The 11,767-nt window shown below is 43.7% G+C and carries 11 protein-coding genes and 4 pseudogenes; 8 read left to right on the top strand and 7 right to left on the bottom strand.

Annotation, left to right across the window (positions count from 1 at the left end):
- Positions 1 to 105: 105 nt before the first annotated feature.
- Positions 106 to 228: pseudogene (locus PSE7429_RS27515) on the bottom strand (IS256 family transposase); the annotation flags it as partial.
- An 82-nt stretch (positions 229 to 310) separates the two neighbouring features.
- Between PSE7429_RS27515 and PSE7429_RS04530 the strand changes: the two are divergent.
- From PSE7429_RS04530 to PSE7429_RS24195, 3 pseudogenes are all read left to right on the top strand, one after another.
- Positions 311 to 745 (top strand): annotated as a pseudogene (locus tag PSE7429_RS04530) (IS982 family transposase); the annotation flags it as partial.
- A gap of 27 nt (positions 746 to 772) precedes the next feature.
- A pseudogene (locus tag PSE7429_RS27060) lies at positions 773 to 920 on the top strand (IS256 family transposase); the annotation flags it as partial.
- A 29-nt stretch (positions 921 to 949) separates the two neighbouring features.
- Positions 950 to 1,278: pseudogene (locus PSE7429_RS24195) on the top strand (transposase); the annotation flags it as partial.
- A gap of 22 nt (positions 1,279 to 1,300) precedes the next feature.
- Here the strand turns inward: PSE7429_RS24195 and acsF are convergent.
- Positions 1,301 to 2,380: a magnesium-protoporphyrin IX monomethyl ester (oxidative) cyclase gene (gene acsF / locus PSE7429_RS04520; protein ID WP_009625887.1), complete on the bottom strand. Its 1,080-nt coding sequence runs from the start codon at positions 2,378 to 2,380 to the stop codon at positions 1,301 to 1,303.
- 264 nt (positions 2,381 to 2,644) lie between these two features.
- Positions 2,645 to 4,327 (bottom strand): alpha/beta hydrolase, encoded by a 1,683-nt coding sequence (locus tag PSE7429_RS04515; protein WP_009625886.1) that lies wholly within the window; start codon positions 4,325 to 4,327, stop codon positions 2,645 to 2,647.
- 488 nt (positions 4,328 to 4,815) lie between these two features.
- On the opposite strand from PSE7429_RS04515, the gene chlP reads away from it, so the two are divergent.
- The 4 genes from chlP (at position 4,816) to PSE7429_RS25905 (ending at position 7,045) form a co-directional block, all read left to right on the top strand.
- On the top strand, positions 4,816 to 6,036 hold the full coding sequence (gene chlP, locus PSE7429_RS04510; RefSeq protein WP_009625885.1) for a geranylgeranyl reductase: 1,221 nt from the start codon (positions 4,816 to 4,818) through the stop codon (positions 6,034 to 6,036).
- A 79-nt stretch (positions 6,037 to 6,115) separates the two neighbouring features.
- Entirely contained in the window at positions 6,116 to 6,262 is a 147-nt protein-coding gene (locus PSE7429_RS25910; RefSeq protein WP_144052480.1) for a tetratricopeptide repeat protein, read from the top strand.
- A gap of 26 nt (positions 6,263 to 6,288) precedes the next feature.
- Positions 6,289 to 6,555 (top strand): hypothetical protein, encoded by a 267-nt coding sequence (locus PSE7429_RS04505; RefSeq protein ID WP_009625884.1) that lies wholly within the window; start codon positions 6,289 to 6,291, stop codon positions 6,553 to 6,555.
- A 277-nt stretch (positions 6,556 to 6,832) separates the two neighbouring features.
- Positions 6,833 to 7,045 (top strand): PIN domain-containing protein, encoded by a 213-nt coding sequence (locus PSE7429_RS25905; RefSeq protein ID WP_009625882.1) that lies wholly within the window; start codon positions 6,833 to 6,835, stop codon positions 7,043 to 7,045.
- A 70-nt stretch (positions 7,046 to 7,115) separates the two neighbouring features.
- Here PSE7429_RS25905 and PSE7429_RS04495 read toward each other — a convergent pair whose 3' ends face one another.
- The 4 genes from PSE7429_RS04495 to PSE7429_RS04485 all read right to left on the bottom strand — a co-directional run bounded on the left by PSE7429_RS04495 (position 7,116) and on the right by PSE7429_RS04485 (position 9,747).
- Positions 7,116 to 7,616 (bottom strand): DUF29 domain-containing protein, encoded by a 501-nt coding sequence (locus PSE7429_RS04495; RefSeq protein ID WP_009625881.1) that lies wholly within the window; start codon positions 7,614 to 7,616, stop codon positions 7,116 to 7,118.
- A gap of 343 nt (positions 7,617 to 7,959) precedes the next feature.
- Complete coding sequence (psbM, locus tag PSE7429_RS24185; protein ID WP_009625880.1) at positions 7,960 to 8,079, bottom strand: photosystem II reaction center protein PsbM; 120 nt, start codon at positions 8,077 to 8,079, stop codon at positions 7,960 to 7,962.
- A 116-nt stretch (positions 8,080 to 8,195) separates the two neighbouring features.
- Positions 8,196 to 9,089: a S1 RNA-binding domain-containing protein gene (locus PSE7429_RS04490; RefSeq protein ID WP_009625879.1), complete on the bottom strand. Its 894-nt coding sequence runs from the start codon at positions 9,087 to 9,089 to the stop codon at positions 8,196 to 8,198.
- Positions 9,090 to 9,351: 262 nt separating this feature from the next.
- The gene (locus PSE7429_RS04485; RefSeq protein WP_009625878.1) at positions 9,352 to 9,747 is read right to left on the bottom strand and encodes a hypothetical protein; all 396 of its coding nucleotides are present in this window, start codon (positions 9,745 to 9,747) and stop codon (positions 9,352 to 9,354) included.
- A 125-nt stretch (positions 9,748 to 9,872) separates the two neighbouring features.
- Here PSE7429_RS04485 and ftsH point away from each other — a divergent pair, with 125 nt between their 5' ends.
- Positions 9,873 to 11,762 (top strand): ATP-dependent zinc metalloprotease FtsH, encoded by a 1,890-nt coding sequence (ftsH, locus tag PSE7429_RS04480; protein WP_009625877.1) that lies wholly within the window; start codon positions 9,873 to 9,875, stop codon positions 11,760 to 11,762.
- Positions 11,763 to 11,767 lie beyond the last annotated feature (5 nt).

Here is an 11,767-nt window from a genome sequence, read left to right as displayed (position 1 = left end):
AAAGTTCTGTAGTTTATCAATAATCATGACTGTAGATGTGCTTTTCTTTTTCATCTACTTTAGGCAGTTTGTATCTCTTTTACTCTGCCTTTTTTTCCTTTTTTAGTCTAAACTCCAGTCCACTAGTGCGGTGGTTAGTTGTTTCAGGATTCCTCCTTCTCCGAATAAGTCGGGTGGTGTTTTACATTCTTTCAGCAATTCATCGAGCAGTTCTTTGCCTATATTCATCGGTTTTAGTGTTAGTTATTGGGTGTCTAGATTATCTCTCTGTATATATCCCAGACTTTACACAAAATACTCTACACTCTCGTTCAAATTGCATTTACTCGTCAATGAGTGCGGTGAGTTGCTAAATATCCAAATTACTCTAGGCAATGTCGATGACCGTAAACCTATCCCTGATTTGCTCAAATTTATGTTTGGCAAGGTGTTTGCTGACCGTGGTTATGTATCTCAGTCGTTAGCATCTCAACTCTTCCAGAATTTTGGCATTGAGTTCTTTGCCAAACCAAAGCGCAATATGAAAAATCGCTTGATGCGCTTGACTGATAAGCTGCTTTCTCGCAAACGCTCAATCATTGAGACGATCATTGACCAACTCAAAAATATTTCACAGATTGAACATTCTCGTCATCGCAGTCCCATCAACGCCATGATCAATGTCATTTGCGGGCTTATTGCTTATTGTCACCAACCTAAGAAGCCTTCTTTGCTTATGGAGTGGGCTTTGCCTTCTGTTTCTTAACCCGAACTCACGTTAATTAAATCTCAACAGATTTTTCCATCTGATGACCCTGCTTTCAAACTGGTTTATTTGGCAATGCGGAATATCTCGAAGAAATGGACAAGGCTCCATTCGCGATTGGAAGCCTGCTCTTAATCGCTTTGCCATCCTCTTCGAGGATCGTCTCCACATCTAGCTTCTAGACTTTACACAAAATCCTTGACAGTCTCTCTTGGTACTTTGGTTTACACGGACGAATACGCTATCTATAACCCTTTACAAGATTGGGGCTATGCTCACAAAACTCTTTGTCATGGCTCAGGAGAATATGCTAGAGATGAAGATGGTGATGGCATGGCTTTTGCAAGGTTCATGTCAATACGATGGAAGGCTTCTGGTCGCTTTTGCGCTCTTAGTTACGTCCTCATCGTGGCATATCTCAAGAAAAGTTGCCTTTGTATTTAAGCTTCTTTGAGTTTGTTCATAATGCTAAGAGGAGGGGCAAAGCTTTGCTCAGTGCTTTGCTCCACTCTCTACTTTCCTCACCTCCCTGATTCACCTATTGAGCCTTTGTCTTTACAAAACAACTCCCTTTGGTGCAGGGATAGAAGGTTGTAAATACATGGTCAGGAACTGCAAACCGTTGTTAGCGAGATAGGGAAGCTTTTGCATCTTCTTCAACCATTCAGGAGAATTAGATTCATCAATCTTGACGAGCTTGGCATTGTTCTCTTCGCACTTCTTCAGACAATTCCAAAACTTAGGATTTTCTAGATCGAGAATCACGGGAAACGCTTTGGCAGCATCGCGATTGGTTTCGCGCAGAACTTCGTCCACATACTTTCTGGTGTCCATGCCAATTGATTCATAGAACTCATTACGCACGCAAATATCGTTCAGATACATGGTGGCAAATACCGAAAGTAAGAAGAACTTGCTCCAAAGATTAGCTCTGATCCCTTTAATATTATTAGTTTCGCTACGGAGAAGCAGGCTACAGAAATCACCATGACGGCTTTCGTCTTGACACCAATTTTCAAAGAAATTGAAGATGGGATAAACCCGATATTCGGGATGAGCGAGGAAATGCTGGTGAATCTTGATGTAGCGCCAGTAACCAATCTTTTCCGACAGATAGGTAGCGTAGAAAATGAACTTGGGAGCAAAGTAAACGTATTTCTTGGTTTTTGATAAGGTCGAGAGATCGAGTTGAAGATCGAAGTCTGGCATTGCCTTATTCAAGAATCCAGCATGACGGGCCTCGTCACGGCTCATCAGGCTGAAAATTTCAGCCATTAGAGGGTTTTTGTCTTTAATTTTGACAGCAATTTCTTTGTAAAGCAAAAATCCTGAAAATTCAGAGGTGCAAGATCCTTCAAGGAAAACGCGGAAATGTTCTTTCACTTGGGGATCGATATGATCCCATGATTGGTTGAAGTCAGCAGTACGGACGAAGTGCCGACGGTTATAGTCAAATTTAAATTCTTCGAGGATAGCTTCGTAGTCTGGCTTGAGATTGAAGATGTCCATGTTTGCCATCGCTTCAAAGTCAGTCGTGTAAAAGCGTGGGGTTAGGATCGTTTCGCGTCGGCCAGTCCCGTTAACCTTTTGTTGGTTTGACTGGCTTACATCGGGTTTAGAAGGGGTAGCTACCATATTTTCTCTTATGCTTTCTTTCGCGCTGAATAAAGGTTTTTGTTGATAAATTGCAGTTTAAATACCTATCTGAATGCCTATTTTACGACTAGTCCCTAATTTATGGGTAGTTATATCTAGAAATAAGGTTGACTTGTTAAGAAGCATTAAGTAATTTTTTTTCGCCTTAATTGTATGAACTGTAGCCGCGTAGCCACTTGCATTAGGAAGAGAAGGTTGACGCTTCGCGCCAACCTTCTCTTATTGAGGTGTGTATAGTCTTAGCTAATTTTTAATTGCCGAGTCAATTTTGTCACTGCTGAGCGATCGCAATAGACTTACCTGAGCATCAGGGGTAGAAATATTCGCAAAATAGTCGGTGGTGATATAGCCAGCATAGCCAGTCTCTTGCGTTAAGTATGTTTTGAAAAAAGCAACACTCAGTAACTTGAGATAATCCTGTGCGGCAATCGGGTTGGGACCTGCTAAAGCACTACTGATTTCAGGACTGAGGCGATCGCTAGAAGTAACAGCCGTTACCGCAGTATGCCCCGCGCGATTAAGCAGCACTAAGTAGCGATTAGGGGTAGTCAACCATGTAAAGGGCACAATTTGCTCGGAAACCACGGGAGCAAAGGTATCATCCGCACTACCAACGATCGCGATCGGTACTGTGATCTTGCTCAGGTTAGCTTTGCCCAAGACATGGCTGGTCACGGGGTTAACCGCGATCGCCGATTTAATCCTTGGATCTCCTAACTTATAGTTTTGGTTGGGCAATCTTAAAGCCACACATTGCAGCAGTAAGGATACATTCCATTTATACTTGCCTTGACATGCCTCGCTCAGATCGGCAAATTGAAGCTGGGCATCACTGACTAGAGCCAGTGCAGCATAACCACCAAAGGAATGTCCAACCATGCCCACATTTTGCCAGTTCACATTAGACGTTTGGGGCGATTTTTCGAGATAGTTTAGAACGGCAGTTATATCCTGCGGACGCTCGATAAAGCTTTCAGGTGGGGCAATCTCACTAGCCGCACCGATAATCAATTTATTTAACTGTTCATCACTGCTGTTAGGGGAAATCGTCAATACCACCGCAAATCCATAGGATGCTAAATGTTCAGCAAGGTAGAGCAATGGTTCGCGGTTAGACAATAATCCAGGATAGATGACGATCGCCGACAAAGGTTCGGACTTAGCGCTAGTAGTTTTGGGAACAAACAAATAAAAGGGAATCTCATAGCGGTTATCTAGGGCTGGCGCTTTGAGACTAGTCCGCTCCCATGAAACATTACCCTTATCGCGCAAATCGGCTAACGGAGCTATAGAAGGGGTGGAATTGGATGCAGTTGACTTGGCAGTTTTAATTGCTTCGTCATTAACTATCTGTACAACTTTTTGGGTATTTTGCAGCAGATCACTCAATTCGCCAACAGTTTGTAATCCTTCCTGAATGTCAAAATAAATATCCGATGTTGGAAATTTTCGTAAAAAGCCGAGCAAAGATAAACCAGTCTCCTTATCGGCATCTGCCAAAACAGCAGCGGCTCGAATTGCACGATTACCTGATAGCTCGGGACCAGTTCTAATAAAATCTCCGAGGATATCTAACGCCCTTTCTCCTTGGGATGTGTATAAAAATCTAGACAGTAGCGCCACAGGCACATCGGCTCGCTCGGTGAGGATCCGCCGAAAAGTCGCCATGTCTGCCGCAGAAATATAGCGGGATGCAGTTTCCAGAGCACCACGCAATTCGCCAGTTTTAGAAAAAGTTTCGAGGTCATCAACGGATACGGAAACTTCAAAAATATTAAAGCGGAAATTGATGGTGTCAGCAGCTTCGCTAGGTTGGGCAAATATGCCACCCAGCAGACTAAATAAGGCGATCGAGGCGATCGAGGCGGCAGATCTAGCAACCAATTGCGAGGAAATATTGGCGATCGCGTCTGTGAGATATTTCATATTTAGCTCTGTCTGTGAGATCTCCCTAAAAACTAACACAACATTTACAACACAACCTCATTCATCTGTCGGTTTCTCAACATCTGGGAGATGTAGTGCTTGTGCAAGATAGCTATATTCATTTAAGTCAGGACATCAAACCCAATAGAGAGTTGCGGCGCGAAGCGCCGCAACTCTCTATTGGGTTGCCCCGTAGGGGCGCAACTTTAAGGGCTTTCCTAGCTACTTGTATGCGAAGCTTACGCAGCCAAGGGTAGAAAATCCTTGGCTATACGGCGCTTAATTGAAAAACGTCAAAATCCATAAAGATGAGTGGCGGCGCTTAGCGCCGCCACTCATCTTTATGGATTTTGGGAAAACAGCAACCTTAGCGATACACAAAACAATACAAATGTTAATATTCATCAATTTTGCCCCAATCGCATAGGTGGCAATGCTAACATCCAAATTAGTTAAAACCCGATTAAATAAAGCTTTAGGAGCGCATTTTGACATTACGAGTTGCTGTTGTAGGCGGCGGACCTGCGGGTTCCTGTGCGGCTGAAACACTTGCCAAAGCAGGAATTGAGACCTACATATTTGAGCGTAAACTGGACAACGCCAAACCCTGCGGTGGAGCAATTCCTCTATGTATGGTTTCTGAATTTGATTTACCCCCTGAAATTATCGATCGCCGCGTCCGCAACATGAAAATGATCTCTCCCAGCAATGTGGAAGTAGACATTAAATTAGACAATCCCGATGAATATATCGGTATGTGCCGTCGCGAAATTTTAGATGCATTTTTACGCAATCGCGCTGCTGACCTTGGCGCAAAACTAATCAACGGTCGGATTCTTGATATCAAGATCACGGAGAATGGCAAGCAACCTTATGTCCTCACCTACTCAGATTTTGCCGAGGGTGGTAACGAAGGGATCATGCGTACTCTCGAAGTCGATCTCATCGTCGGTGCAGATGGGGCTAACTCCGTAGTTGCTAAAGCGATCGATGCTGGTGACTATAACTATGCGATCGCCTTCCAAGAGCGGATCCGCATCTCTCCAGACAAAATGGAGTATTACAAAGATTTAGCCGAAATGTATGTGGGCGATGATGTTTCGCCTGATTTCTACGCTTGGGTCTTCCCCAAATACGATCATGTCGCCGTTGGTACTGGCACGATGCATAAAAACCAACGCATGATCAAGCAATTGCAAGCAGGTATCCGTGCTCGCGCTTTGCCCAGAATCGAAGGTGGCGAAGTAATTAAGGTTGAAGCCCATCCCATTCCTGAGCATCCCCGTCCCCGTCGTGTCGTCGGTCGTGTCGCCTTAGTTGGCGATGCGGCTGGCTACGTTACCAAGTCCAGTGGTGAAGGTATCTACTTCGCGGCTAAATCGGGTCGGATGTGTGCTGAAGCGATCGTGGAATTTGCTGAAGCTGGTAAACGCATCCCCACCGAAGCCGATCTTAAGGTTTACATCAAGCGCTGGGACAAGCAATATGGATTGACCTATAAAGTGCTTGATATTCTCCAAAATGTTTTCTACGCTACAAATGCTACCCGTGAAGCCTTTGTAGAAATGTGTGCTGATAAAGATGTGCAAAAGCTTACCTTTGACAGCTATCTCTACAAAACCGTCGTACCTGCTAATCCTTTCACGCAGTTGAAGATTACTGCCAAGACGATCGGCAGTTTGCTAAGAGGCAATGCTTTAGCGCCTTAATAAAGAGATTAAAACAAAGACTGGTGCAGTGAGAGTTGCTTGCTGCACCAGTCTTTGTTTTTTCAGGAGTTAATGCACAATATCTGAGTTAGGAGATAAAAGAGGAGCAATCGCAGACTATGACCAAACACTCACTCTTGATCAAAAGTATACAGAAGCTTATGTTAATCGCGGTGTTGCAAAATATGCGTTAGGAGATAGAAAAGGAGCAAAGACAAAATATTAATTCCTAAACTTTCTAGGCAATCTGCAATGTCACAAATCACCACCCAAATCGATCGCGAAACCACCGACAAACTCACCTATATTCAGCAGCAAACCAATCAAGAACTGCCTGAAATTCTTCGCGCCGCTATTAACGACTATTACCAAAAACTAAAACTAAAAAAGCAAAAAACACCCTTTCAACTGCTAGAAGAATCAGGATTTATTGGTTGCTGCTCAGTAGAAAGCGACCTATCAGTTAACTACAAACAAGTCCTAGCAACAGAACTTGAGGCAAAATATGGTAATCGTTGACACAGGCTTCTGGTTAGCCCTAGCAGATCAACAAGACACTTATCACAAATCAGCTAAACGTAACGTCAGTTCGGATTAAGCTGGCAAGTTTTAAAAGTCCAAAAGCAAAAGCCTTGCTACGCAAGGCTTTTGCTTTTGGGCTTGGAGAAAGGGTTTGCGTAGCAAACCCTTTCTCCAAGCTCGTTTCAAATTATCCCGAACTCACGTTAAACGTACACTCCAACAGATTGACTAACAACTGATTACAACATGGTGTGTCGTCACAGAAACCTGTTATATGTTGCCAAAACGAAAAGGAGTACCAGCACAAGCCGCTTTCATGACCTCGATCGCAAACAAAGCATTTGAGCTATTTGATCTTCAATCTCATCACGCACCAAGGATTGCTCAACTCATGCAACAATATGCCAATCTCCCCATGGATTTAGCCGATTCCTCCCTCGTTATCCTTGCTGAAGAACTAGGTTATGGGCGCATTTTATCCGTGTAAACGTTACCCCGCAACAGAGAACGTAAATTTAGATTTTGCCATCGCGCTCCAAACATTTGTGGCGATTCTCCTACTCAGGCAAAAAGTCTTCATCAAGCACTTGCTGAGATGTAAATGGTGAATTTACAGGAAAATGCTCTAAAAGTAATCTTGTTTCAATTTTTGCTTGTTTTCTAGCATCAAGATAACATTCATCAAAAATTTGCTGAAAATAATTCCTTAAACTAGGACTACTCTTGAAAATCTTCCGAATCCGACGACGATGTTCAGCGATACTTTTTTCCCAACTCCTTGTTCGTTTATTTGGTTGATATTGCCATTTAAGCAAATGTAATAAAACCACGACTAAATCACTACTTAAAGCGTGTTTATCACTATTTCCCATCGATTCCACTTCTTCGATTAAATTCCCCACATCTAGGTCTGCTAATCTGCCCTCACGCAATAGCTGGGCTGTTGCCTCAACCCAAAGATTAAAGTCACATTCATAGAGTGCCGTAAGTGAATCAAGGGAATTATTAGCGATCGCTGATTCGTGGATATCCTGTGTCTCTAAGTAAGCCTGTGTCATCAGCTTTTCCTCAAAGTTTTATTCGCTATTAATCTTGAGATTAACATAAAGGGATAAGACAGCCCTCAACGCCGCTCAAATGAAAGCGATCGCCATAAGCAATAATCAATTAATGGTGATCGAATTGGGAAAACCTCAAATGTCATACAGTAATTATCGATTAAACGAACCACAAGAAAAACTTTAAAAGCGTTGCTTCGCAACGCTTTTAAAGTTTTTCTTGGTTTGGGTTTGAGCGCAAAGCGCTGTATGGTAATACATCCTCAAAAAAAGATTGGCGGCAAATTGCCACCAATCTTCTTTTGATATTTCTAAATAGCAGGAATTTAGCCATTTAGTTTATTTACTTGCTGCTCTGACCTTCTTCACGGCTAGATGTTTGGATATACAGGGTTAGCAAGAAGACGGTGGGGACAAATACAGCGAGGACGGTTGCCAAAAGACCAAGAAAATTAGTTTCCATAAATTTGACTCTTTTTTGCTTATTTTAAATATTTTCAGAACTACTAATATATTAAGCCAAAGCAATGCTTACTCTTGCCAAAACAAATTATATAGCGATCGCTTCTCACTATACGCTTAGGCTTCCCACAGCTTACTGATATTTTTTTCAAGCCGTTCCTCGGCTTCAGCAAATACTTGGGCAGAGTTATCCAACATTTCGCCAGCATGAAGTTCGAGAATCTTGGTAGAAAGGGCTATGCGATCGCGAGATTCGTCAATATCCACTACCACAGCCTTGATGATGTCGTTGATTTGAAATACATGGGTGGGATCATTGACGGGTTTCTGACTCATTTCCTTGATATGCAGCAGTCCTGAAACTCCAGCAAATTCCACAAAGGCTCCAAAGGGGCGAATATTGGTAACCTTGCCCGTAATCAGTTGCCCCTTCGCGAGTTGATTCATCGCCGCCAGCTTAGCAGCCTGACGATTAGAAAGTACTAACTTTTTACGGGTTTCATCGGCATCCAACACAACCACAGGCAAAATCTTGCCCACCAATTTAGCCAGATCGGAGGTGTCCGAAAGATGCGATCGTGGTATAAAGCCTCGCAATCCCACCGAGTCCACAATTACACCGCCACTATTAGTACCGATGACCTTAGTTTCAAAAACTTTAGACTCAGCTTGATAATCGCGCAGAGTTTGCCAAGCTTGCTTAAATAGCAGACGACGCACAGATAGCTTCACTTCACCATCAGCATTCTGGCTACTGATAATCAAAAACTCATACTCGTTGCCAATGGGGAAAGCATCGCTATTGGAGCGTGAAGACCCGCTAAGAGTTGCTTCTTCTATGGGAAGGAAACCTAAAGATTTAGCGCCAATATCGACATAAATGCCACTACTTTCAACGGAGACTACCTTACCCTTCACGATTTGCCCCACAGCAAATTCGTAGTTATGTTCGGCGAGGGCATTGGCAAAATCGTCGGCTGAAAAGGGCTGAATATTTGTTGTGGCGTTCATGGATAAAGAGATAAATATGCTAAAGATGCGTAGCGTTACTTGCGTGTATTTTAATGCAATTGTCTCACAGCGATTATAGAGAATATGAAGTAAATCTATCTTTTTCTAAAATTGCTATGCTTCTTAACATATATCGTAATCCTAAATAGTTTAAGAGAGTGTACCCCTGAGGGGTGCACTCTCTCAATAAAGACGCAATTTTTGGTGGTGTGGCTTTGCCACACCACCAAAAATTACGTCTGCACATGCATTAGTTAAGTAGTTAATTAGTGGCTTTTTTGCGATCGCCGACCAGATAAACAACAAATAATCCAACTATTAGCAAATCAATCACTACCGCGATTCCTGCTTGACCAAGATATTGTCTACCGTAAATCAACACTAAACTAACAAAGGTCAACTTGCTGACAATTGAAATAATTACAATTAATGAACGACTTAAGGGTTTAAACGCCCCATAGATTTGCGTTGCGCCTACAAGCGTGATTAAAGCACCCCAATTACGAACAATGATTTCTGAAAGTTGACCTTCTAGAACATCACCAAAGAAAGAACGCAGGGCAGTTTGCGGGGCGATCGCCGCATAAAACAGCGTGCAGGTCAGAACACCAGACAAGAGCATGATCCACTTTATGTTGGCAACAATCCAATTCATCATTCTTTTCTGTCGGCTAGATGTCACCTTTACTTTATGACAGGTTTTAAGCGAATGCATTAGACTAGGTGAATAGTTAAGTCAACCGATTACCGCATCGACGGGGCAATAAGGAGCGACAGGCAGTGATGTCTTCTGGAAAAAAAATCTTTTTGGCAACTTTTTGGCGACGCGTCAAAACGACGGTCGTAAGTTTAGCAATATTGCAAAGTGTAGCGATCGCCGTGCCATCGGCGGCAAGGGCTGAAGGTGAAAGTGCCGCCACCATAGGCTATACCGAGCTACTTTCAAATGTAAAAGAGAATCGTGTCCAAAAAATCGATCTTGAAAGTAACGGCTTAGCGGCGGAAGCAGTTTTGAAAGATGGGCGCAAAGTCAGGGTTGACTTAATTGCCCGTGATGGCAATACCGAATTGATGAAGGCTCTGCGCGAAAACAATGTCGATATTGCAGTAAAAGCGCCCCAGCAGCCAACTTTAATCTGGCAGTTGGCAAGCACATTTTTTGTGCCAATGTTACTGATTTTCATCTTATTAATGGTGCTGCGTCGTCTCAGTAACGCCCCTGGTGGTCCTGGACAAACCCTTAGCTTTGGCAAAACCAAAGCCAGATTTTCACCTGAGGCGAAAACAGGCATCATGTTTGATGATGTGGCGGGGATTGATACGGCAAAGGAAGAATTACAGGAAGTCGTTACATTTCTCAAACAACCTGATCGCTTTACGGCGGTCGGCGCAAAAATCCCCAAAGGAGTATTGCTCATCGGTCCCCCAGGAACTGGTAAAACTTTACTCGCTAAGGCGATCGCAGGAGAGGCCGGAGTTCCTTTCTTCTCGTTATCGGGCTCCGAATTTGTAGAAATGTTCGTCGGCGTAGGGGCTTCCCGCGTCCGCGATCTGTTCCAAAAAGCCAAGGATAATGCTCCCTGTATCATTTTTATCGATGAAATCGATGCAGTCGGTCGGCAGCGTGGGGCTGGCATCGGCGGCGGTAATGACGAACGAGAGCAAACCCTTAACCAAATGCTCACGGAAATGGATGGATTTCAGGGCAATTCAGGCGTAATCGTGGTGGCAGCAACTAATCGCCCCGATGTGTTAGATAGCGCTTTACTTCGACCAGGGCGTTTCGATCGCCAAATTACCGTCGACTACCCCGATTACAAGGGTCGGCAAGAAATTCTGAAAGTTCATGCCCGTAACAAAAAACTCGACGAACATGTTTCGTTAGAATCAGTTGCCCGCCTAACTCCAGGCTTTGCAGGGGCTGACTTAGCAAACCTCCTTAATGAAGCCGCCATCCTAGCCGCCCGACGTTATAAAGAAGCGATCGGAGAACTAGAAATTGCCGATGCAATCGATCGCATTACGATCGGCTTAAGTATGAAACCCATGCTGGATAGCTCGAAAAAGCGTCTAGTTGCTTACCATGAAGTCGGTCATGCCCTAGTGATGACCCTCCTCAAAAATGCATCTCTCCTAGATAAAATCACGATCGTCCCTCGCTCTGGCGGTATCGGTGGCTTTGCCAAGGGAGTTCCCGACGAAGAGTATGGACTCGAATCACGATCACAGATCCTCGACACGATCACCATGATGCTTGGCGGCAGAGCTGCCGAAGAAGTAGTATTTGGCGATGCGGAAATCACCACAGGCGCATCAGGTGATTTTCAACAGGTGGCAAGACTAACTCGCTTAATGGTGACGCAGTTTGGTATGTCCGATTTAGGATTGGGCGCATTAGAATCCGAAAGTGGTGAAGTCTTCTTAGGGCGTAATTTCATGCCCCAAAGTGACTATTCCATTAAGCTAGGCGATCGCATCGATCGTCAAATTCGTCAAATTGCCCAAACCTGCTACAACCATGCAAAACGATTGATTGAAGAAAATCGCGATTTATGCGATCGCCTCGTCGATATTCTCTTAGATGTAGAAACCCTTGATGGCGAGGAATTCCGCAAAATTGTAGCTGAGTATACACAAATACCCGAAAAGCAAACTGCCTCAATCAAATTCTAAAACTT

Source organism: Pseudanabaena biceps PCC 7429 (assembly GCF_000332215.1).
GTDB classification, from domain to species: domain Bacteria; phylum Cyanobacteriota; class Cyanobacteriia; order Pseudanabaenales; family Pseudanabaenaceae; genus Pseudanabaena; species Pseudanabaena biceps.
The sequence above is the reverse complement of the archived record's forward strand: the minus strand, read 5'-3'. Positions and strand labels throughout refer to the sequence as shown.